The 22,356-nt window shown below is 64.8% G+C and carries 22 protein-coding genes and 1 pseudogene; 19 read left to right on the top strand and 4 right to left on the bottom strand.

Annotation, left to right across the window (positions count from 1 at the left end; genetic code table 11):
- Nucleotides 1-12: 12 nt before the first annotated feature.
- The 8 genes and pseudogenes from FQV39_RS29380 (at nt 13) to FQV39_RS29345 (ending at nt 6,716) form a co-directional block, all read left to right on the top strand.
- A complete protein-coding gene (locus tag FQV39_RS29380; RefSeq protein WP_149133516.1) occupies nt 13-816 on the top strand; it encodes an LssY C-terminal domain-containing protein in 804 nt (267 codons plus the stop codon).
- A 353-nt stretch (nt 817-1,169) separates the two neighbouring features.
- Nucleotides 1,170-2,204 (top strand): alpha/beta hydrolase, encoded by a 1,035-nt coding sequence (locus FQV39_RS29375; protein WP_210251269.1) that lies wholly within the window; start codon nt 1,170-1,172, stop codon nt 2,202-2,204.
- 157 nt (nt 2,205-2,361) lie between these two features.
- A pseudogene (locus tag FQV39_RS29370) lies at nt 2,362-3,367 on the top strand (alpha/beta hydrolase).
- A 189-nt stretch (nt 3,368-3,556) separates the two neighbouring features.
- Nucleotides 3,557-3,922, top strand: a complete 366-nt coding sequence (locus FQV39_RS29365) for a carboxymuconolactone decarboxylase family protein (RefSeq protein WP_149133513.1) — start codon at nt 3,557-3,559, stop codon at nt 3,920-3,922.
- 8 nt (nt 3,923-3,930) lie between these two features.
- On the top strand, nt 3,931-4,401 hold the full coding sequence (locus tag FQV39_RS29360; RefSeq protein ID WP_149133512.1) for a (R)-mandelonitrile lyase: 471 nt from the start codon (nt 3,931-3,933) through the stop codon (nt 4,399-4,401).
- Between the two features lie 39 nt (nt 4,402-4,440).
- Nucleotides 4,441-4,923 (top strand): cytochrome P460 family protein, encoded by a 483-nt coding sequence (locus FQV39_RS29355; protein WP_149133511.1) that lies wholly within the window; start codon nt 4,441-4,443, stop codon nt 4,921-4,923.
- A gap of 11 nt (nt 4,924-4,934) precedes the next feature.
- The gene (locus FQV39_RS29350) at nt 4,935-5,669 is read left to right on the top strand and encodes a DUF4405 domain-containing protein (RefSeq protein WP_149133510.1); all 735 of its coding nucleotides are present in this window, start codon (nt 4,935-4,937) and stop codon (nt 5,667-5,669) included.
- A gap of 6 nt (nt 5,670-5,675) precedes the next feature.
- Nucleotides 5,676-6,716, top strand: coding sequence for an alpha/beta hydrolase (locus FQV39_RS29345; protein ID WP_149133509.1), 1,041 nt, complete (start codon nt 5,676-5,678; stop codon nt 6,714-6,716).
- Here the strand turns inward: FQV39_RS29345 and FQV39_RS29340 are convergent.
- Entirely contained in the window at nt 6,704-7,597 is an 894-nt protein-coding gene (locus FQV39_RS29340) for a LysR family transcriptional regulator (RefSeq protein ID WP_149133508.1), read from the bottom strand. The two genes, FQV39_RS29345 and FQV39_RS29340, sit on opposite strands and share 13 nt — an antisense overlap.
- A 221-nt stretch (nt 7,598-7,818) precedes the next feature.
- On the opposite strand from FQV39_RS29340, the gene FQV39_RS29335 reads away from it, so the two are divergent.
- Nucleotides 7,819-8,058, top strand: coding sequence for a type 2 periplasmic-binding domain-containing protein (locus tag FQV39_RS29335; RefSeq protein ID WP_248313178.1), 240 nt, complete (start codon nt 7,819-7,821; stop codon nt 8,056-8,058).
- Nucleotides 8,059-8,120: 62 nt separating this feature from the next.
- Here the strand turns inward: FQV39_RS29335 and FQV39_RS29330 are convergent, their stop codons facing one another.
- The gene (locus FQV39_RS29330; RefSeq protein WP_149133507.1) at nt 8,121-8,870 is read right to left on the bottom strand and encodes an SDR family oxidoreductase; all 750 of its coding nucleotides are present in this window, start codon (nt 8,868-8,870) and stop codon (nt 8,121-8,123) included.
- Nucleotides 8,871-8,966: 96 nt separating this feature from the next.
- Between FQV39_RS29330 and FQV39_RS29325 the strand changes: the two genes are divergently transcribed.
- Complete coding sequence (locus FQV39_RS29325) at nt 8,967-9,869, top strand: AraC family transcriptional regulator (protein WP_149133506.1); 903 nt, start codon at nt 8,967-8,969, stop codon at nt 9,867-9,869.
- Between the two features lie 436 nt (nt 9,870-10,305).
- Here FQV39_RS29325 and FQV39_RS29320 read toward each other — a convergent pair whose 3' ends face one another.
- Both FQV39_RS29320 and FQV39_RS29315 read right to left on the bottom strand, forming a co-directional pair.
- On the bottom strand, nt 10,306-11,463 hold the full coding sequence (locus FQV39_RS29320) for an IS110 family RNA-guided transposase (protein WP_149130259.1): 1,158 nt from the start codon (nt 11,461-11,463) through the stop codon (nt 10,306-10,308).
- A gap of 243 nt (nt 11,464-11,706) precedes the next feature.
- A complete protein-coding gene (locus FQV39_RS29315) occupies nt 11,707-12,732 on the bottom strand; it encodes an IS110 family RNA-guided transposase (protein ID WP_149133505.1) in 1,026 nt (341 codons plus the stop codon).
- Between the two features lie 221 nt (nt 12,733-12,953).
- On the opposite strand from FQV39_RS29315, the gene FQV39_RS33390 reads away from it, so the two are divergent.
- The 9 genes from FQV39_RS33390 (at nt 12,954) to FQV39_RS29270 (ending at nt 22,349) form a co-directional block, all read left to right on the top strand.
- Complete coding sequence (locus tag FQV39_RS33390) at nt 12,954-13,298, top strand: hypothetical protein (protein ID WP_187640118.1); 345 nt, start codon at nt 12,954-12,956, stop codon at nt 13,296-13,298.
- A 15-nt stretch (nt 13,299-13,313) separates the two neighbouring features.
- Nucleotides 13,314-14,144: an AraC family transcriptional regulator gene (locus FQV39_RS29305; protein ID WP_149133504.1), complete on the top strand. Its 831-nt coding sequence runs from the start codon at nt 13,314-13,316 to the stop codon at nt 14,142-14,144.
- Nucleotides 14,145-14,241: 97 nt separating this feature from the next.
- A complete protein-coding gene (locus FQV39_RS29300) occupies nt 14,242-14,967 on the top strand; it encodes an alanyl-tRNA editing protein (RefSeq protein ID WP_149133503.1) in 726 nt (241 codons plus the stop codon).
- Between the two features lie 8 nt (nt 14,968-14,975).
- The gene (locus FQV39_RS29295) at nt 14,976-15,911 is read left to right on the top strand and encodes a DMT family transporter (protein WP_149133502.1); all 936 of its coding nucleotides are present in this window, start codon (nt 14,976-14,978) and stop codon (nt 15,909-15,911) included.
- Nucleotides 15,908-16,975 carry a Glu/Leu/Phe/Val family dehydrogenase gene (locus tag FQV39_RS29290; RefSeq protein ID WP_149133501.1) on the top strand — a complete coding sequence of 356 codons (1,068 nt, stop codon included), beginning with the start codon at nt 15,908-15,910 and terminating at the stop codon, nt 16,973-16,975. The genes FQV39_RS29295 and FQV39_RS29290 overlap by 4 nt, the downstream gene beginning before the upstream one ends.
- Complete coding sequence (argE, locus tag FQV39_RS29285) at nt 16,976-18,094, top strand: acetylornithine deacetylase (protein ID WP_149133500.1); 1,119 nt, start codon at nt 16,976-16,978, stop codon at nt 18,092-18,094.
- 47 nt (nt 18,095-18,141) lie between these two features.
- Nucleotides 18,142-19,482 carry an MFS transporter gene (locus tag FQV39_RS29280; protein ID WP_149133499.1) on the top strand — a complete coding sequence of 447 codons (1,341 nt, stop codon included), beginning with the start codon at nt 18,142-18,144 and terminating at the stop codon, nt 19,480-19,482.
- A gap of 845 nt (nt 19,483-20,327) precedes the next feature.
- Nucleotides 20,328-21,491, top strand: coding sequence for a patatin-like phospholipase family protein (locus FQV39_RS29275; RefSeq protein WP_149133498.1), 1,164 nt, complete (start codon nt 20,328-20,330; stop codon nt 21,489-21,491).
- Nucleotides 21,492-21,578: 87 nt separating this feature from the next.
- Complete coding sequence (locus tag FQV39_RS29270) at nt 21,579-22,349, top strand: acetoacetate decarboxylase (RefSeq protein WP_149133497.1); 771 nt, start codon at nt 21,579-21,581, stop codon at nt 22,347-22,349.
- The last annotated feature ends 7 nt before the right edge of the window (nt 22,350-22,356 follow it).

The raw sequence follows: 22,356 nt of genomic DNA, 5'->3' as shown, positions 1-22,356 counted from the left end.
AGTGGATGTCAGATGGGACAGATCGCGAGCAGGCGACGGTGGTGGCTCGTTCTGACAGGTGCGCTCGTCGGCTACCTGCTGCTTGCCTATCTGATACTGCCCCTCCTGTGGCGTCATTACGAACATGAGCCGGGCCTCGCCTCCTTGCCCATGGTGACACGCACCGCAAGCGGTATCCCAGGCGACGCGCTTAATGTCGGGTTCGTCGGCAGCAAGGAAGATGCCCTCCGCGCCATGCATGCGGCAGGCTGGTATCCGGCCGACCCGATTACGTTGCGGACGAGCATCGAGATTGTCGGCAGCGTGGTACTCGACCGGCCCTATCATGAAGCGCCTGTCAGTCCGCTGTACTACGACGGAAGAAAAGAACAGCTCGCGTTCGAAAAGCCCGAGGGCACGAGCGCGGACCGTCGACACCACGTGCGGTTCTGGATGGTCCTCGATAAGGGTGGCAGCGGGCGGCAGGTCTGGCTTGGCTCGGTTACTTTCGACCGAGGCGTCGGCTTCAGCCATGACACCGGTCAGGTGACGCACCACATTGCACCCGACATCGACGCCGAGCGTGACATGCTGATGCGTGATCTCAGCAAGGCCGGCATGGTCCAGAACGTCTTCCAGATTTCCGGGGTAGGCCCAACCTTGTTCGGTCGGAATGGCGAAGGCGATCCTTACTATACCGATGGGGAGATCCATATCGCCACCTTGGTGATCGATGGCGTCAGGCGAAACGAGCCGCCTGTGACGATTCCCGCGCCCCCGCTCATAGCGCTAAAGGATCAAATCTGGCACGGTGTCGGCGAGACAATAGCAGATTGATCTCGGCCTTCAGGTCGAGAGCCGATCTCAGGTCGTGGGCGCGCGCCGGGCTTTCAGATCGGAGCATCCGAGGCCAGCGATCCACCCAAGTCAGTCGTTAGCCGCGGGTGGAGCCTCGAGGCGGCGTAGCGCCAAAAGCGGAACTTAGACATCTCCCGGAGAGCAGGCATTGAGCGCTTACGGTCGCCTGCGCATTCATTAGCAAGGCTTATTGGTCCTATTGGATCGAGATGGCTAATCGAAGAGTGAGCCGGTGATTAGGTTCCTCGCGAGCTGACATAGCGAACGAGGGGCGAATGCCTGCCATCGACACCAAACTCCTTATCCCGCCCGTCCTTCTCGCGGTGGGTCTCATGGGCTCGACGCAGGCGCTCGCTCAACAGGCAGGCAAGCCTGAACCGCTCGTCATTCAGGACCAAGGCAGCTTCGCTGTCGGCGGCACGGTCACGACCGCGTCTGGCATCTTCGATCCGCTGGAGCCGCTGCAGCCGGGCGGCCAGACCTTCCACGGCGATCATCTCTACGCCTTCTACCAGGTGCCGGTGAACGTCCGGAAATTCCCCATCGTGATGTGGCACGGTGCCGGCCAGTTCTCGAAGACCTGGGAAACGACGCCGGACGGGCGCGAGGGCTTCCAGACCATCTTCCTGCGCCGCCGCTTCGCCACCTACCTCATCGACCAGCCGCGTCGCGGCAATGCCGGGCGCAGCACGGTCGAGGCGACGATCAAGCCGACGCCCGACGAGAACTTCTGGTTCGGCCAGTTCCGGGTCGGCATCTGGCCGAACTATTTCGAGGGCGTCCAGTTCGACCGCAAGCCGGAGACGCTGAATCAGTACTTCCGCGCGATGACGCCGAACACCGGCTCCTACGACGCAAAGCTGATCTCCGACAGCGTGTCCGCGCTGTTCACGAAGATCGGCCCCGGCATCCTGATGACCCACTCGCAGAGCGGCGGGCCGGGCTGGCTGACCGCGATCAAGAACCAGAACGTCAAGGCGGTCGTCGCCTTCGAGCCGGGCAGCGGCTTCGTCTTCCCGGAGGGTGAACTGCCCAAGCCGGTGTCGACCTCCTTCGACACGCTCGAAGGCGTCCCGGTGCCGATGTCCGACTTCATGGCGCTGACGAAGCTGCCGATCATCGTCTTCTACGGTGACAATATCCCGGCCGAACGGACAGAGGTGCCGACGCAGGATGCCTGGCGCGGCCGGCTGGAAATGGCCCGGATCTGGCGCGACACAGTCAACAAGCATGGCGGCCAGGTGACTCTGGTCCATCTCCCCGAGATTGGCATCAAGGGCAACACGCACTTCCCCTTCTCCGACCTGAACAATGTCGCGATCGCAGATCAGGTCTCGAAGTTTCTGACCGAGAAGAAGCTGGATTGACCCACCTGCGCGACGCCCGGCACGGCGCGGGCATCGCACTCCCTCGGATCAAGGATTGGAGGTCGAAATGACCAAGACAGTCATCAACACAAGCAGGCGCGAGTTCCTCGGAACCTCTGCGCTTGTGCTCTCCGGTACAGTTCTAGGAGTTTCAGCAATGGCCAATCCCACCACTGTCGCAGCGGAAGCAGAATCCGTTCACCCTGGTCTATGAGGGCGCGATCACGAAGAACGAGCCGGGCAAGGTCAATATCCACCCGGTCACCTACAAGCTCAACGGGCTGGACATCGTCGCCAACGTCTACACCCCGGCGAACTATGACGCGAAGCAGAAATATCCCGCCCTCGTGGTGGCGCACCCGAACGGCGGCGTGAAGGAACAGGTCGCGGGCCTGTATGCTCAGCGCCTGGCGGAAAAGGGCTACATCACGATCACTGCGGATGCCGCCTATCAGGGCGGGAGCGGCGGCCAGCCGCGCAGCGTAGACAAGCCGGTATATCGCATCGAGGACATCCATGGCATGGCGGACTTCATCACCCGCTATCCGGGCGCCGATGTCGCGCGCCTCGGCCTGCTCGGCATCTGCGGCGGTCGCGGCTACGCGCTGGCCGCGGCGAAGGCCGACAAGCGTTTCAGGTCGATCGCGACGCTGAGCATGTTCAACTCCGGACGGGTTCGTCGCAACGATTTCGCGGATTCGCAGCTGAAGACGATCCAGGAGCGACTGCGGCAGGTTTCGCAGGCTCGCGCCCAGGAGATGGCCGGCGGAGAAATTCTCTATGCGGGTGATGCGAACCTGACCGACGAGCAGATCGCCAAACTGCCGTTTGAAATGTACCGGCAGGGCTACGAGTACTACTGGAAGACGCACGCTCATCCCAATTCCACGTTCAAATACACAATGAGCAGCTTGCTGGATCTGATGCGCTGGGATGCCACGGACCAGATCGAATTGATCGACCAGCCGCTGCTAATGATCGCCGGTAGCAAGGCCGACAGCCTGTACATGACGGAGGACGCGTTCCCCAAGGCCACCGGCACGAAGGACAAGGAACTGTTCAAGATCGACGGCGCAACGCACATCGAGACCTATTGGGTTCCCAAATATGTCGACGCCGCGCTGGGCAAGCTGACGCCGTTTTTCGCCCGAACCCTTGCTTGACCGCTCATAGCCCGCGGCCACCTCGTTTGCCGACGGGTCTCCAGTGAAAGCTGTCACTAGCATGGCGTCCCGGGCCCGTTTCGAGACGCCGTGTTCTTCCCCCGATCTGAAGAGACACGCACGTTGAAGACGCTCGCCAGAAATCTGTTTGCCGCAGCCGGCCTGGTTCTTTCCGGAGGAATGTCCACGATGGCGATCGCCCAAAACCAGCCTCCCGCCGCCTCCAATACAGCTCCGGCCAAGTCGCCGTCTCGCGCTCAGCAACTGATGGGCGACATCGCGCCGAAGATGGCGGAACTCACCGACAACGTGCTGTTCGGCGACATCTGGGAGCGACCGGGCCTCGCCAAGCGCGATCGCAGCCTCGTCACCGTCAGCGCGCTGATCGCGCTGAACCGTCCCGACCAGCTCCGCTCCCATCTCGCGCTGGCGCGACAGAACGGTGTCAAGGAGGAGGAGCTCGTCGAGGCGATCACCCAGCTCGCCTTCTACACCGGCTGGCCGAACGCCATCACGGCGATCACGGTCGCCCGCGACGTCTTCAAGCCGAAATGATGGCCAGGATGTTCGCTCCAGGACTCACACTCATCGCCATGCTGCTGCCCGCAGCTTCGGCCTTCGCCCAGACCGGCCAGGAGGTCGTCGTCCAACGCGCCGGCTCTCAGAAGCCGAGCGTCGGCGCCGCCCAGAATTTCACGGGATCCGTGCGCGTCGACGGTCCGTTCAAGGGCACCGCACCGGCGCGGGTCAGCGGCGGCACGGTGACATTCGAGCCCGGCGCACGCACCGCCTGGCACACGCATCCGCTTGGCCAGATCCTCATCGTCATGGCTGGCGCTGGGCTGGTGCAGCACTGGGGTGGAGCGATTCAGGACATCCACCAAGGCGACGTCGTCTGGATTCCGCCCGGCGTCAAGCACTGGCACGGCGCCACGCCGACCACCGGAATGACACATGTCGCCATCTCTGAGGCGCTCGACGGCAAGACCGTGGATTGGCTGGAGCACGTCACGGATGAGCAGTACCGGCGCTAGCGGCCGCGTGCAGCACCCCTGGCCCCTCACGAGACCATCATGAAAATCCCAACACGCCAGATCATCCTGACGAGCTTGTCCATGGCCGTCGTGCTTACAGTCGGCTGGCAGGTCCATGCCGAGGCCAACAAGGTCACCTTCCCACAGCTCGACAAGCTGGTGCACTACACCACGGTGCGGCGCGGCAACGTCATGGAGCACATCATGACGACGCCCGAGGCGATCCAGGCGATCAAAAACCGCCAACCGGTGCCCGCAGGCACGCATTTCGTGCTCGTCGACCACCGCGACGGCAAGCTCTTCCGCTACTTCGTGATGGAGAAAGGTCAGGGCTGGGGCGCTGATTACGATGAACGCCGCCGCACCGGCGACTGGCAGTTCCAGTGGTTCTGGCCGGACCGCACGATCAACACCAGCGACAACACGGCGCGCTGCCAGTCCTGCCACAGCAGCCAGTCGGGCAGCGAGTACCTGTTCACCGGCTATCGCATCCCGCGCTTCGACGGCACGCCGGTCAAATAAGGGAGCGTGTCGTGAGCCGGGTCTTCCTCCTTCGGCTGTGGCTCGATGGCCTCGCCGCAGTCTTGCTGCTGCTCGCCCTCGCCTATTGGTGGCTGGGCAATGCGGTCCACGAGCTCGCAGGAACGGTCATGTTCCTGCTCCTCATCGCCCATAACGTCTTCAACCGGCGCTGGTACGGGAGCCTGTCGCGTACGCGGCGAGAGCCGCGCAGCATCTTCAATGCCGGGCTCACCTTCGCGCTGCTGACCGCGATGCTGATATTGCTCGTCACCAGCGTGCTGATCTCGAACGCGCTGGCTCCGTATCTCCCGCCCTGGGGTGGCTTCACGGTGCGCCAGATCCATACGCTGGCAGCCTACTGGGGCCTCGTTATCGTCGCGATCCATCTCGGCCTGCGCTGGCCGATGCTGATGGGCGTGGCGCGCAACCTGCTCGGGATCAAAGGAACCAACCCGCTGCGAACGCTCGTGCTGCGGGCGATCGCGGTGGCCATCGCGATCCATGGTGTCTGGAGCTTCCACCAGCTCGGCCTGGGTACGAAGCTCTCCATGCAGATGACGCTGGATTGGTGGAACTTTGAAGAAGCGGTCGCGGGCTTCTTCATCCATTGCGCAGCCGTCGCCGGGCTCGTGATGGTCGTCACATATTACGGGCTGAAGCTGCTCCAGCTCGGCCTGTCGGCGAAGGGGCATAGGTCGGAACGCCTGGCTGTCGGCGAAGAGCGCCAGCGCGCGCCGATCAAGTGAGCGACGATGAACGCCGGCATTCGCGTTCCATTCCCGAGCCGCGCATCGCGACGGGGCTGCCTCGCCCTGGCGCTTCTCGTCGCGCCATCCAGGCTTGGCATCGCCCGGCCGCACCAGAGTGGCGAGGAACGATCAGAGAGTTCGCAGATCGACAGCAAATACCCTCATCTCAATCCCGACAGCACGATCGGCGACCTGCTGCGTCATCCTGCCTTCACGGGCTTTGCAGGCCGGGTCCTGCCCTGGGATGATCGCGCTTACAACGAGCGCACGCCGCTGGATGCGATCGGAAGCCTGCTGCCCTATCACAATCATGTCGATGCGGCGTCGACCGTCGCTGCGCTGAACCGCATGATCGACGATGCAGGCCAAGGCCGGACGATCTTCTTCGACATCTACTCCGACGCGGACAAGCGCGAGCAGCCGAAGGCCCAGACAGGGCTGTTCTTTTTCCGCGGACGCCCCGGCGCTCCTTTCGCCGTCATCTGCCCGGGCGGCGGCTTCGCCTATGTCGGCTCCGTCCATGAGGGCTTTCCCTACGCCGCCAAGATCAGCGAGGCCGGCTTCAACGCCTTCATGCTGAAGTATCGCGCCGGACTTGGTGGCGCGGTGGCGACACAGGATTTCGCCGCCGCGATCAGCTTCGTTTCCCAGAACGCGGACAGGCTTGGCGTCGGCACGGCCAGCTATTCGCTCTGGGGCAGCTCCGCCGGCGCCCGCATGGCGGCTTCGATCGGTAGCCATGGAACGGCAAAGTTTGGCCACCCGGAGCTCGCCAAGCCGTCAGCCGTCGTGATCGCCTATACGGCCCATTCCGACCTTGCTGCCGATGAGCCCCCGACCTTCGTCGTGATCGGCGAGCAGGACGGCATCTCTCCACCTTCCGCCATGCAGCGGCGCGTCAGCGCGCTGCGTCGTGCCGGGACCGAAGTCGCTTATCGCGAATATCCCGGCGTCGGCCATGGTTTCGGCCTGGGCATCGGCACGAGCGCCGAAGGCTGGATCGACGACGCGATCCGCTTTTGGATCCGGCATCAACCGCGATAGCGCAGGACGTCGACGAGCACCGACAGGGCCGGCGAGAAATGCCGCCGGCTTGGATAGTAGAGATGATAGCCGGGGAATGGCGGACACCAATCCTCGAGCACCCGTATGAGCCTGCCCGCACGGATATGAGGGATCGCCTGATCCTCAGGGATGTAGGCCAGCCCAAGGCCGTCGATCGCCGAACTCAGGCGGAGCGCGAGGCTGTTGAACACGAGTTGCCCTTCGCCACGCACCTTGACCTCGCGGCCATCTTTTTCGAGGCCCCAGGGAAACAGCCCGCCATAGGTCGGGAGACGAGACGCGATGCAGTTGTGAGAGGTCAGATCCTGCGGCGTTTCCGGAATACCGTAGCGCTTGAAATAGGCCGGCGATCCGACCACGGCCATGCGCATCTCGGGGCCGATCCGGACGGCGATCATGTCCTTTGCAACCTGTTCGCCCAAGCGCACCCCCGCATCGTAGCCCGCCGCCACGATGTCGACGAGGCCATAGTCGACGATGATCTCGACCTTGATGTCGGGATGATCCGGTAGGAAGCGCCTCAGGGCGGGTTGCAGGGCTGCGATCGCAGCATGTTCTCCGGCCGTGATGCGGATCGTCCCGGCCGGCTTGCCCCGCAATTCGCCAAGCGCCGCAATCTCCGCCTCGATCTCGTCGAAGCGCGGCGCGATGGTTTCGAGAAGCCGCATGCCGGCTTCGGTGGGGGCGACGCTTCGGGTCGTGCGCGTCAGAAGCCGCAATCTGAGGCGTTCCTCGAGAGCCTTGATGGTCTGGCTGAGAGCGGACTGCGAGACTCCCAGCTTGGCACCAGCCTTGGTGAAGCTACGCTCCTTTGCGACCATGGCGAAGGCGGCGAGATCGTTGAAGTTCGGCTGCGCCATTAATTAGAGTGCCTTATGAGCCCTTTCGAATGATAGCTCCTTATCCTCGTGGCCGGCACTCGCTGGCTACGCCTCATCAACATGCCAATTCAAAGTTGCCAACGATCGGGGTAGCCCCGCGCCATTTGCGGACTTTGCCTCGCCGTCCGTAACCGGACATTTCAGGGCTATCCACATATCCTTTCGGGCCGGGGCGACACGCGCACGCCGGTCGACGCCGAATGGGTAAGCCGTGGCCTGTCACGGCGCCGAACTTCCAGATGGTGCCGGGCTTGCTTCTGGGCTCGGACATGATCGCCCTGCTGCCCTCGCGCATCCTGCCCGACTTCGAAGGGCTCGTATCCTTCCTGCCACCTGTTCCAGTGCCCGGTTTTCTGCTGCATCTCGCTTGGCATCGCTGGCGCGCGAAGGATGCCGCGCTTCAGCACGTCGCCGGCATCCTCGGTGGATTGTTGCGCTGAAAGGTTACGATGGCGGCAAGGTCGTTTAAGTCGCGCCGCCTTTCGTTATCTCCGGGCGGTTCTCAGCCCGGGAGCGCTTGCGCCAGGGCTATGGCGTCGGGACCTGCGGGAAACCGGAGCTGCCCGGAGACGTCATTGACCGCCTGCCAGACGGCTTCTGCCACATCGGTCTCCTTCGTCACCATTGCCGGCTTTGCGAACGCCTCGAAAATCGGGGCAGCAAATGCGGCATAGGCTTCCGGAATCAGGTCCTCGATGCGCACATTGGTGTTCTGCGCGAAGCGTGTCGTCGGCCCGTAGCCCGGCTCGACCAGCTTGGCCCGGACACCGAAGTGTCCGAGTTCGTGCGCCAGGGACCCCGTGAAGCCTTCGATGGCCTGCTTGCTCGCGGTGTAGGCCGCTGCCAGCGGCATAGGGGCAAGCGTCACGCTCGATGTCACGTTGACGACGACGCCCGAGCGGCGCGCGCGGAACTGCGGGATGACTGCCTGCGTCATCGCCATCACGCCGAATGTGTTGGTCTCGAAGACCTTGCGCACATGCGCCATGGGCGTGGCCTCGAAGGCGCCGACCACGCCAATGCCGGCATTGTTGACGAGAGCGTCGATGGGCCCGCTCGCGTCGAGGGCGGCGGCAATGCTTTCAGGCTTGGTGACATCGAGCGGCAGCACGCGCAGCCGGTCCGACTTCGGCAGGTTGCCCTCGCGCGGATTCCGCATGGTGGCGATGACGGTCCAGCCCTGATCATGGAAATGGCGTGCGGTTTCCAGGCCGTAGCCTGACGAGCAGCCGGTGATGAGCACGGTTTTCATGGAGAAGGTCCTCTTTCGTGTTGACGAGAGAGAAATGGCCTTCACAATCAGGACTATCATCAATCATAAGTCCGCATTTCATTTGTAATAGTCCGAATGTTCGATCCGCTCACCCAAGTCATCGAATTGCTGCGGCCGCGCGCGGTCTTCTCCAAGGGCATGAGCGGCGCAGGTCCCTGGGCCGTTCGCTATTCCGCCTTCGGCAAGCCGGGCTTCTGTGCCGTCCTAGAGGGCAGATGCCGCCTTGCGGTCGATGGAGAGCAGCCTGTCACGCTCGAGAACGGTGATTTCGTGCTGCTGCCGGCAACGCCGGCCTTCACCATGTCGGGCTTCGAGCGGGCGACGCCAAAGCGCATCGATCCCAAGGCGACGCCTGCCCCGACGGAGGAGGTCCGGCATGGCCGCCCCGATGGCCCACCCGATGTCCGCCTGCTCGGTGGCTATTTCGAGTTCGGTTCGCCGGATACCGCTCTGCTGGTGTCGTTGCTGCCGACAATCGTGCACATCCGCGGCGTCGAGCGGCTGTCCACGCTTGTGCGGCTCGTCGGCGAGGAGGCGAACGCAGAGAATGTCGGCCGCGACCTCGTGCTAGCCCGCCTCGTCGAAGTGCTTCTGATCGAAGCGCTGCGGTCGTCGCAAGGAAAGGATACGCCGCCCGGCCTGCTGCGCGGGCTGTCGGATGCACGCGTTGCAAAGGCATTGCGCGATATGCACGGCGATCCGCAACGCGCCTGGACGGTAGTCGAACTCGCCGATGCAGCGGGAATGTCGCGCTCCGCCTTCTTCGACCGCTTCACCCGCACGGTCGGGCTTCGTCCGATGGAATATCTTCTCGCCTGGCGCATGGCTGTGGCGAAGGACATTCTGCGCGGCCAGGATGTTGCGCTGGACGAAGTCGCCAAGCGTGTCGGCTATGGTTCCGCGAGCACTTTCAGCACGGCCTTCAGCCGCCACGTCGGCCAGCCGCCGGGTCGATATGCGAGAACGCCGCTCAAATAGCGACTCGTAACACCCGCAGCCACCATATTTGTCGATGTGTCGGACTGGAACGCGCAAGCGAAAGCAGCGAACCTTCCGTTCCCAAGCGACCCAACCGCGCCATGTGTGGACGGCTCTCCGTTGGCAAGGGCTTTCGAGCGTTCTGCAGGGCTGGTCGGTGCGGCCATGTGTTCGACCTCACATGATGATTCTCCGGTCAACGGTTTTTTCCGATCATGAACCGAGGTGAGCTCTCTCGCGGCAGGACCTGCCTGCAAACCTCACATCCGGCGGGATGGCGATCCCGACCACTGTCCCGCATACGGGACGGGAGAGCTCCAAAGGAACGGCACCACTCTGTGAAGACGGCGCCAGGCGCCACGCCGAACAACGGCGACGTTCCCTCGGATCACCGGGCCGCAATGCCGTAGCAGTGCAGCCCGATCTCGGAGATGGTCTACGCCGAGGGCTTCATGATCGCGCCCTCGGGCACGATACCGTCAATGACAAACCTCCACAGGGCGATCAGGAGTTTGCGCGCGAGGGCGACCACCATCACTTTGCGGACACGCCGGCCGGTTGAGCCGACGCGATCGCGGAACCAGGCCACTTGCGCTGTACCAGGCTGATAGCGCTGCCAGAGCCAGGCGAGCTCGACCATCACGGTTCTGAGCCGTCGATTGCCAGCTTTTCCGATCCCTTGCTCGCGCTCGATCCCGCCGCTGCTGTACGGAGTCGCAGCAAGACCGGCGTATGAGCCAAGCGCCTTCCCGTTGGCAAAGCGGCGCACAAAGGCCTCGCGGACCAGCACGGTCGCGCTTTGCACACCGATGCCGCGCAGGCTGCAAAGTTGCTGGATCATCTTGCCGCCTTCGTCTGGCGCAACGGCCTCGGCAACGGCATCGCGGTCGCGCTCCAACTCCGCCATTTGCGCGATCACAAGTTCCAACCTGGTGAGCAATCGTTCGATTTTGGCCAGCGCGTTTGGCGGGAGCGGCTTGCCAAGCCCGGTCCGCAGCTCAGCCAGCCGGCGGCGGCGATTTTGGAGAAGGGGATTGTAGTCGCCGGCTCCGAGCGTCGCCAGAACAGCACCGATCCGGTTGACAAGGCCAACACGCTCGGAGACCAGCTCGGTCCGTTCCCGGACGCAGCGCCGGGCATCCTCGTCGACTTCATCAGGGATCGGCACCATCGAACAGACGCGGGGTTCGCCGCGGAGCCATGCGAGCAGCGTGCGCAGGAGCAATTCGGCATCGATGCCGTCGGACTTCGCGCGGCGCATACGCCGATCCACGGGCACGCTCGAAGGCTGGATGACATGGACCTCTACGCCCATCGCGATGAGCCATCTTGCCAGCCAGAACCCGGACCACCCGGCTTCATAGGTCGCAATGACCCGGTCGACCGAGTGGCCGGCAGCAGCCGCACGAGCGCGGTAGCCGTCGATCGCGGATTGAAGGGCGAGCTTGTCCGGATCGATGGTGCGCTTCGCCCGCGTCTGCGGAAGACCGGGGATCTGCGCCGCCAGAACCCAACTCTTGCTACTCAGCTCGATCGCGAGCACGAGCGTTCCATCGTAATGAACAGGGCCGAGAGTGTTGGATGACTGCGACATGGCCGGGGATCCCTCTCTTTTGGATGACGCAGCGTATCCGCCTGCGCCGCAATCATGGGATCTGTTGGTGCGGCGCGCATGGCCGCTGGCCATAATGCCTTCCGCGAGGACGGGTCCCGACCAAAACCGCGCGCTTGAAGGCGCTGTGGCGCGTGTGGGTTTTCCCGTTCTTCGGTTCGACCGGCTGGCTGCGTTACGTTCGTTTCGCCCTTCCCAAGCTCGTCGGTGCGGTTCGCCTGATCTCTATGCGGCCCGCGAGACCGGCTCGCGATAGGCCTCACCGGTGGTCATGATCGCCCAGACCATCCGGGCCGTTTTGTTGGCCAAGGCGACGGTCGCGATCTTTGTCGTTCGCCGGGCCAACAGTTGGACCAGCCATGGCCGCCGCGTTCCGTTCCGCTGCGCGTAGCGCACGACAGCCAGAGCCCCGACAACCAGCAACTGGCGCAGGTAACGGTCGCCCTGTTTGGTGATGCCGCCCAGGCGCTCCTTCCCGCCGCTTGAGTTCTGCCGAGGCACGAGGCCGATCCATGCCGCCCAGTTTCGGCCTGACCGAAACGCTTTGGGATCCGGTATGGTGGCTACGAGAGCGCTCGCCAGGAGAGGACCGACGCCCGGCACACCCATCAGCCTGCGGCCGATCTCGGTCGCGCGGGCGTTAGTTCTGATCCGGCGATCCGTTTCCAAGATCTGATCGTTGATCAGCGCGAGTTGAGCAGCCAGCCTTCCAAGACACATCTGCGCCTCGGCGGGCACACGCTCGTCTTTGTCGGCGATGAGCCTGATGAGAGCCCCCAGACCTTCCCTCCCGATCGGCGCCGCCAGCCCAAACTCCGCCATGTGGCCTCGGATCGCGTTCGACAGCTGGACGCGCTGGCGCATGAGCATGAGCCGAACACGATGCAGCACCAGGATGCCCTGCTGATCGACGCTCTTCACCTCGACGAAGCGCATGGTCGGGCGGGTCACGGCTTCGCAGATCGCTTCCGCATCGGCCGCATCATTCTTCTGCCGCTTGACATACGGCTTCACATAGCTCGGCGGCATCAGCCGGACCTGGTGGCCGAGCTTGATCAGCTCGCGCGCCCAATGATGCGCCGTGGCACACGCCTCGATCCCGATCAGGCAAGCCGGCAGCTTGGCGAAGAACGGAAGGAGTTGCGCTCGCCGAACCTGCCGCCGGACCACGACTGTGCCGCTCCGGTCGACACCGTGAACCTGAAAGACCGACTTCGCGATGTCCAACCCGATCGTGATTGCCTGATCCATGCTCTCCTCCATCTCTGCGAGAGCTTATGCTCCCGCGGGGCTGGAGAGCCGTCCACAGCATCAAGAACGGACATGGTTCCCGAATGCGGACATCGGGATCGTCGACGTCCGGTCGGACTTCTCGCGCTCAGTACGCCAGTTGGTAAGCTCGACGCTTGCCTCTCCGCTCGCTGGCCGCGGGACGACTGCGCGTCGTCACCGACCAGGCGTAGCCAGTTGCCATGCGCGAACCCGGCTTTTGCGGGCTCATCGAAGCCGCAAGTCTCCACGAACTGCCGCGCGTCGCCGCCGGAGCGGTATTGGTAGGGATAGTCGGAGGAGAACAGCAGCCGATCCGTGCCGACAAGGGCGGCGGCACGTTCGAGATAATGCGGCAGGAACATCCCGCTCGCCGTCACATCGAGATTTCTGCGCAGGTGCGTCTCAATCGGATGCTCCAGCCCCGATACCCGGTCCATAGCCATGAGCCGCTCGGCATAGAACAGAACGAGCTCAATCGTGCCCTCAGTAGCCCTCCTCACGCTTGCGATCTCGGCACGATCGTTGCACGATCGCGGCTCTCCTGAAGACCGGATCGGATCTTGGCCCGTACCGACCTGCGCAATTCGTCCCGCTACTGGCGCGACCCTCGGGTTCCAGGCCTGAGTTGTCTCGTTGCCGACTTCACCAGCCACGACTATGCGCCCCACAGCCACGAGGCCTTCGTCGTCGCGGTGACGGAGGTCGGCGGCGCCGAGTTCAAGAGCCGGGGACGGAGCGACGAGGCCAAGACTTCGACGCTGCTCGTGTTCAACCCCGACGAGCCACATTCCGGACGCATGGGCTGGAGCGAACGCTGGCGCTATCGCGGGCTCTATCTGACTCCGTCCGCGATCGAGACACTCAATTCGGCGCTCGGCCTGGAGGCAACCGCCTATTTCTGCCGCAACACCTTTCATGACGCCGATCTGATCGAGGCCTTCCTCGAATTGCACCGTGTGCTCGACGATGGCAACGATCCTTTCGAGGAGCGCGAGTTGCTGTTGCGCAGCTTCGGGGCCCTGATCCGACGCCACGCCGCTGGCAAGCCCAGCCTGTCGCTGCCGGGGCGCGATGCCAACAAGGCCACCCATGTCCGCGAGATCATGCGCGAACGTCACATGGCGGAGCTCACCCTCGAGGAGCTGGGCGCCATGGTTGGGCTCACGCCGTTCCAGCTGATCGCGCTGTTCAAGCGCACGACGGGCTTGACGCCGCACGCCTATCTCACGCAACTGCGCTTGAAGACCGCAATCGCCTCGCTCGGCCGCGGCACGAGCATCGCCGCCGCGGCCCTCGACGCAGGCTTCTACGACCAGAGCGCGCTGACACGGCATTTCAAGCGCAGCTACGGCATCACCCCGCTGCAATGGGTGCGCGCGACCACCGGCTGACCCGCTTTCTCAATTTCCGCCAATAGCCGCGCGGTTCGGCGCGCCAATCTCGTCCCCGAGCAGATGCCCCGTCGGCATCGCGGAAAGGATGAGATGCATGTCCCGCTACTTCTGCCTCGACAATCCGGAGGTCATGACGCTCGCGACGCAGGTCGTTGAGGCGGGGCCAGGCTGGGTCGTTCTCGCGGAAAGCCCCTTCTATCCGGGCGGCGGTGGGCAATTGCCCGATCGCGGCTCCTTGACCTGGGCCGGCGGCGAAGTGGCGATCTCCGGCTTCGAGAGCGAGGGAAACCGGCTTCGCCACCTGCTCGCCGACCCTGTCGAGCTCCAGAGCGGCGCCGTAGAGGCACGGGTCGACCCAGCGTTTCGCAAGCTGATGCGCGCGCTCCACACGGATCTGCACATCGTCAACGCCGTCGTCTTTCAGGGCTTCGACGGGGCGCTCGTCACCGGCGTCCAGATGAACGAGGACGGCACCGCGCGCATCGATTTCGATCTGCCGGACGCCGACAACGAACGCGTGCGCGCGATCGAAAGTCCGGTCAACGAGTTCATCCGGCGAGACCTCACGATCCGCCAGGATTATCTTCTCGAAGAGGCCGCCTTCGCGGAGCCGGGCCTGATCCGCTCGCGCTCGGTCGCCCCGCCGCCCACCGCGGACGGGCGGGTGCGCATCGTCGAGGTTGTTGGCCTCGACCGTCAGGCCTGCGGCGGCACCCATCTCGCCTCGACCGGCGGCTCGCCGCCGATCCGCATCCTGAAGATCGACAACAAGGGCCGGCACAACCGCCGCCTGCGGATCGGCCTCGCCGGCACTCTGTGAGACCGGCGATGACACTCCTCCAGCGCCTCTGGAACCAGCCGCTGCTGCTGCTCCCCTTGCCGCCCCTGTTCTGGGCCGGCAACCTCGTGCTTGGACGGGCGTTGGCCGGTTCGTTCCCGCCGGTTTCGCTCGCCGTCGGACGCTGGCTCGTCGCGCTCGTTTGCCTCGCGCCCTTCGTGCTCGGAGCGATCAGTGCGCAGCGGCAGGCACTCCTTCGCGCCCGCTGGCTCGTCCTGGCCTGCGGGGCCTTCGGCATCGCCGGCTACAATGCGCTCGGCTATCTCGCCCTGCAGAGCGCGCCCGCAGCCAGCGTCGCCTTCCTCAACTCGACCCTGCCCCTGATGGTACCGCTTGCGGCCTTTGTGCTCGGGGTTGAGAAGGTCTCAGCCCGCACGTTGTCCGGCATAGCCATCTCCTTCGTCGGGGTGGCCTGGATCGTCGCGCGCGGCGAGCCGTCGACGCTGTCTCGGCTAGGTTTCAGCGGCGGCGAGCCGCTGGTCCTGATCGCGGTCGCCAACTATGCGGTCTACTCGGTGTTGCTGCGCCGCCGCCCCGCCGATCTCGATCCCCTCGTCTTCCTGGCGGCGACGATGGTGGCAGGGCTTTTCGTGCTGCTGCCGTTCTGGATCTGGGAACTGGCCAGCGGCGCGGCGATTCCGACTGCGCCCGGCCCGCTCGCGGCCGTGCTCTACATCGGTGTCTTCGCTTCGCTGCTGGCCTTCGTCATCTGGAATCGCTGCGTCGCGACATTGGGGCCAAGCGTCACCGGGGCCTCCTTCCACCTCGTCGCCCTGTTCACCGCCGTGCTCGCTTTCCTGCTGCTGGGCGAGCCCGTGCACCCGTTTCATCTCGTCGGTGCCGTTCTGATCCTCTGCGGCTTCGGCCTCGCGGCCACCAGCGGCCGCCCCACCGCATCCCGCCCCTCCGGAGCACTCAGATCATGACCGTCTTCTCTCACGACGCCTTCGCCGATCACGAGCAGGTGGTGTTTGTCTCAGACGAGGCCGTCGGGTTGAAGGCCCTGATCGCGATCCACGACACATCGCTCGGCCCTGCGCTCGGCGGCTGCCGCATGTACCCATATGCCGACGAACAGGCGGCGCTGCGCGATGTGCTGAGGCTCTCGCGCGGGATGACCTACAAGGCCGCGGCAGCGGGGCTCGACCTCGGCGGCGGCAAGGCGGTGATCATCGGCGATCCGCGCCGCCAGAAGACACCGGAGCTCCTCCGCGCCATGGGCCGGGCAGTCGAGCGGCTCTGCGGCCGCTACATCACGGCCGAGGATGTCGGGACCTCGGTGGCCGATTTCGCCGAGGTCCGCAAGACGACGGGCCATGTCGTCGGCCTGCCGATCGAGCTTGGCGGCAGCGGCGACCCGTCGCCGACCACGGCGCTTGGAGTCTTCCATGGCCTGAACGCGGCCGCGCGGCATCGCTGGGGTGCGACGAGCCTGTCCGGATGCTCGATCGCTGTCCAGGGGCTGGGCAATGTCGGCTGGCATCTCTGCCAGCTCCTCCACCAAGCGAGCGCGTCGCTCGTGGTCAGCGACATCGACGAGAGCCGCGTCGCGAATGCCGTCGCGACATTCTCGGCCCGCGCAGCGGCTCCCGACGCGATCGATGTGGCCGAGGTCGACATCTTCGCCCCTTGCGCCATGGGCGCCGTGCTCGACGGTGCGAGCATCGCCCAACTGCGTTGCGGCATCGTCGGCGGAGCAGCGAACAACCAGCTTGCCCACGAGGAGCACGGCGAACAGTTGCGCGCTCGTGGGATCCTCTATGCGCCGGACTTCGTGATCAATGCCGGCGGGATGATCCGCGTCGCCTCAGAGCGCGACGGTTACGATCAGGCTTTCGTCGATCGGGGAGTCGAGGGCATCGGCAGCACGCTGCGCGCGATCTTCGAAAGCGCGGAAACGGATGGCGTGCCCACTCAGGCGACTGCACGACGCCTTGCGCAGACCCGCCTCGCACGCGCCCGCGCCGCGCAGCACGCGCTGGCGGCTTAAGTGACTAGCGCAACCATCTCCCTGCTGGAAGAGCTTGTCGGCTTCGACACCACATCGAGCCGGTCGAATCTGGCTCTTGTCAGTCGCGTCGCCGACCGGCTCGACAGCCTCGGTGCGCGAGTCCGGCTGAGCTACGACGATACCCGCGCCAAGGCGAACATCCTCGCCAGCTTCGGGCCGCAGGTATCGGGCGGTGTCGTCCTGTCGGGTCACACCGACGTCGTTCCAGTCGCCGACCAGGCCTGGTCTTCCGACCCGTTTCGCCTGACCGAGCGCGACGGCAGGCTGCACGGGCGCGGCACCGCCGACATGAAAGGCTTCGTAGCGGCCTGCCTTTCGGCAGCCACGGGCTTCGCGCGCACCGATCTCGCGCGGCCGATCCACATCGCGCTGTCCTATGACGAGGAGGTCGGCTGCCTCGGGGTGCCGCGCCTGCTCGACGACCTGCTCGCGCATGAGCAGAAGCCGGAGGTCGCGATCATCGGCGAGCCGACCGGCATGCGGATAGGCGACCGCCATCGCGGCTTCCTCGGCTTCCGCACGCGCTTCGAAGGCCGGGCCGCGCATTCGAGCGACCCCGGCGCCGGCGCCAGCGCGATCTATCCGGCCGCCGATTTCGTCGGCTTCCTGAAGACCATCGGACACCGCACGGGTGCGGGAGCCGACGGGACGACGATCAATGTCGGCCGGATCGAGGGCGGAACCGCGATCAACATCGTGCCGTCCCTCTGCGAGGTGCTCTGGGAATTCCGGCCGGTCACGGCCATCGATGCTGCCGAGATCGAAGCGCTCGCCCGCGCCTATCTCGCGCGCGCGGTCCCGGACGATATCCGTCTGTCGATCCTGCGGGACATCCATGTCCCGCCGCTGTCTGCGGGTAGCGAACAGGCCGCGCTCGCCGTGGCGACCGCACTCGGCGGCATCACGCCTCCCCTCCCGATGCCTTTCGGTACGGAGGCGGGATTCTTCCAGGCGGCGGGCATCCCAGCCGTCGTGTGCGGGCCTGGTTCGATCGCGCAGGCGCACCAGCCGGACGAGTGGATCGCGCGCGCCGAGCTCGAGGCTACCGACGCCTTCCTCGCCCGTCTCACCGGCTGGGCCAGTCGCGAAGCAACCTGACAGCCCACGGCCTCGACGCCAGGGCTCGTTCTAAAGAGGGGATCACCATGACAGAACTCGCCGCTACCCATTCCGATTCCGAACCTGCGACTGCAACGGCAACCGGCAAGGTTTCGCGGCGACGGGCGGTGATTGCCGCGGTCGTCGGCAATACGCTGGAGTGGTACGACTTCGCCGTCTACGGCTTCTTCGCGCTGACGCTCGCCAAGCTCTTCTTCCCCACGGGCGACGCCACAGTATCGCTCCTGCTGACCGTCGCCACGTTCGGCGTCGGCTTCGTCATGCGTCCGGTCGGTGCGTTGGTGCTCGGAACGCTCGCCGACCGGCGCGGCCGCAAGGCGGCGCTCTCGCTGACGATCCTGCTGATGGCACTTGGCACAGCCATGATCGGCTTCGCACCGACCTACGCGACGGCCGGCGCCTGGGCGCCAGCGATCATCGTGCTCGCGCGGCTGATCCAGGGCTTCTTCGCCGGCGGCGAGATCGGCGGTGCCACCGCCTTTCTGGTCGAGCATGCTCCCCCCGAGCGCCGCGGCCTCTATGCGAGCTGGCAGCAGGCGAGCCAGGCGGGAGCCCTGTTACTGGGGTCGCTGACCGGCGCGCTGCTCACCGGGTTTCTCCCGCAGGCGGAGCTCGAGGCCTGGGGCTGGCGCGTGCCATTCATGATCGGGCTCCTGATCGCGCCGGTCGGCCTCTATATCCGCTCCCGTGTCGACGAGACCGAGGCGTTCAAGGCCATCCTGCGCGAGCGCGCGGCGCGGCCCGAGACCACCTTCTCACCGCTGCGCGACACGCTCGACCGCCACCGCGGCGCCGTGATCACCGGTTTCGGCATCACCATCGCCTGGACCGTTTGCACCTATTTCTTCCTCGTCACCATGCCGACCTATGCAGTACGCCAGCTCGGCGTACCGCAGAGTGCGAGCCTTCTCGCCAACAGCATCGGGCTCGTGCTGATCGTCGTGCTGGCGCCCGTCTTCGGCGACTGGTCGGACAGGGTTGGCCGGCGCCCGATCATGCTGGCGTCCGCTTTGGGGATACTCCTGCTGAGCTGGCCACTGCTGTTCTGGCTGACGGGCCAGCCCAGCGTGTTCAACCTCGTGCTCGCGCAGATCGTCTTCGCCGTGCTGATCGCGGGCTTCAGCGGCCCCGCGCCAGCAGCGATGGCGGAGCTCTACCCGCCGGCCATGCGCTCGACCGGCCTGTCCATCGCCTACAATCTCGCGGTCACGCTCTTCGGCGGGTTCGCGCCGTTCATCACCACCTGGCTGATCGCCCAGACGGGAAGCGCCCTCGCGCCGGCCTGGTACGTGATGCTGGCCGCAGCTATTAGCCTGAGCGCCTTGATGATGGGCAGCAACCTGCTAAAGGCGACCTTCGGCCGCTGATCGGGACGACGCCACAATCCGACGGGCAACAGATCCGGGCAGCTCACCCAGGCAGAAGCGCCGCAAACTCGGCGGCCAATCGCAACAAGATTGCCGACGGAAGCCAAACCATATGGCAACGAGACTTACGCTGTGATGTTGGATTCGCTAGTGCGCCATGAGCAGACCTTAGCTGCTCGCCCGGGAGCGGACATTCACATGCTGCGAAGTGGATATCCGGTTTCGGCCCCATAGCGGGCGGTGCTGTGGCACCGATGCTGCGTTCCGTCGCGAGCCTTAGCAGACCTTTGTCGCATCCTTTAGTTCCAGGGCTTTCGGGTAGGCGGGATTGTACGGATTGCGCGTCGGTGGGTTTGTCGCGAAATCGAGGCCGGTAAGATCAACGTAGAATGGCTTTTCCGGATTTTTGGTATTGGCATCTACCGGCAAAGGAGCAGCGGGCGGCAGAGGGAGGACTTAGGCAACGACCGGAGACGTTGCGATTGTCAGGATAAAGATTGAAGCGAATTTTCTTAAATCATTTTGCATTTGATATTTAGGCTGTCTGTTTATTACCAAACACAAAGCAGCATCACCGCCCTGAAAGCCCGTTCTGTTCGGCATGGCGTCCCAATTCTGTCGGCGTGGTGTCTCACCGTAACGATTGCGGGGCAGCGCAGGCTAGACCGCTCCCGTTCGCTGGGAATAGGTCCCCACGGCGCCTATCGCCCGATAGGGTTTCCGTTGGCCGTTCCGGATGAGAGACGGATTTGCGTGTTGAAGATTGTCCTTCTTGCCTGCGCGGCTGCAATCGCCTTTGCTTGCGGTGCAGCAGCCCTTCATCCGTCACGAGCGAGACCTGCCCCATGAGCGAACGACCGCCGTTCGAACGCATCGCGCTGCTCCTGCAGGGAGGCGGGGCACTCGGCTCCTATCAGGCCGGGGTGTATCAGGCGCTTGCCGAAGCCGGGCTGCATCCCGACTGTATCGCGGGCATCTCGATCGGCGCGATCAATTCCGCCTTGATCGCCGGAAACCCGCCCGAGCGGCGCGTCGATGCACTACGCGCATTCTGGGAGGCAATCACAGCGCCGCCCGCAGCTCTTCCATCCCTGTTCGCCTCCATGCTGGGCGTGACCCAATGGAACAACGACCTGGCTCATGGCTGGCTCAACCAGATGCGCGCCTTCATCACCTTGACGGGCGGCGCGCCGGACTTCTTCAGCCCGCGTCCGATCCCTCCCTTCCTGTCGATTACCGGTGGACCAGCCGCCCAGAGCTTCTACGATGTCGGCCCGCTGCGGGGCACGCTGGAGCGGCTGGTCGATTTCGACCGCATCAATGCCGGCCCGATGCGCTTTAGCGTCGGCGCGGTCAACGTGCGCAGCGGGAACTTCGTCTATTTCGATACGACGAGCCATGTCATCGGTCCCGAGCACGTCATGGCCAGTGGCGCCTTACCTCCCGGCTTCCCGGCCGTCGAGATCGACGGCGAGCACTACTGGGACGGCGGGCTGATCTCGAACACCCCGCTGCAATGGGTCCTGGAGAGCAAGCCGCGTCAGGACACCCTCGCTTTCCAGGTCGATCTGTGGAGCGCAAAGGGTGAGTTTCCCGAGAATCTGGCCAGCCAGGACTTGCGACTGAAGGACATCCGCTTCTCGAGCCGCACCCGCGCTGCGACCGATCAGTTCCGCAAGGCCCAGAGCCTGCGTCGCGCGCTGGGGCATCTGATCGAGCGGATTCCGGAGGCGGCGCTGGCTGAGGCTGACCCCGAGGTGCTGGCGCTGCTCGCCGAGGCCGACGAGAAAGTCTACAACATCGTCCACCTGATCTACCGCGCCAAGAGCTACGAAGGCTCCTCCAAGGACTACGAGTTCTCGCGCGCGACCATGGAGGAGCACTGGGCGTCCGGCTATGAGGACGCGCTCCTCAACCTGAGGAATCCGGACGTGTTCCGGCGCCCGCAGACGCCGGACGGCGTCGCAACATTCGACCTCGCGGGAGCGGCGGCGCGGGCGCGCGAATAGCGGCTTGCGAACGGCCCGTGGTGATCGCCGACTCCGCTCATTTTCCCTCCGCCCCAGTCACGGAACACGAAAAAAGGGCCAGCACCGATGAAGATCGCCGATGTCCGCGCCAGGGCTTTCGCCATGCCGCTGCACGACCCCGCCTACCCGAAGCCGCCATACAAGTTCTACAATCGCGAATTCGTCGTCATCACCTACCGGACCGATCCCGAACGCCTGCGTTCGGTGGTGCCCGAGCCGCTTGAGCTCGTCGGGGACACCGTGGCCTATGAGTTCATCCGCATGCCGGATTCGACCGGCTTCGGCGACTATACCGAGACCGGGCAGGTCATTCCGGTGCGCTACACCACGCCGTCCGGCGAGGTGCAGGAAGGCAGCTACGTGCACGCCATGTATCTCGACGACAATTCGCCGATCGCCGGCGGCCGCGAGATCTGGGGCTTTCCCAAGAAGCTGGCGACGCCGAAGCTGATGCATGAGCAGGAGACGCTGGTGGGCACCCTGCATTACGGCTCGGTGCTCTGTGTCACAGCGACCATGGGCTACAAGCACCGCGAACTGCCGCTCGCGCCACTGGCCAAGGCGATGGAAAAGCCCGCCTTCATGGTCAAGATCATCCCGCATGTCGACGGCACGCCGCGCATCTGCGAGCTGGTGCGCTACTACATGGAAGACGTGACGCTGAAAGGCGCCTGGACCGGCCCGGCCGCGCTGCAACTCTTCGAGCATGCGATGTGCGACGTGGCGCGTCTACCCGTACGCGAAGTCGTCTCCGCGAGCCACTACATCGCCGATCTGACGCTCGGTCTCGGCGAAGTCGTGTTCGATTACCTGGCAACCGAAACCTCAAACACCTGAAAGGGAA

This window comes from Bosea sp. F3-2, from assembly GCF_008253865.1.
Taxonomy (GTDB): Bacteria; Pseudomonadota; Alphaproteobacteria; order Rhizobiales; family Beijerinckiaceae; genus Allobosea.
Note: the sequence above shows the minus strand (reverse complement) of the source record. Positions and strands in the feature narration are given on the sequence as shown.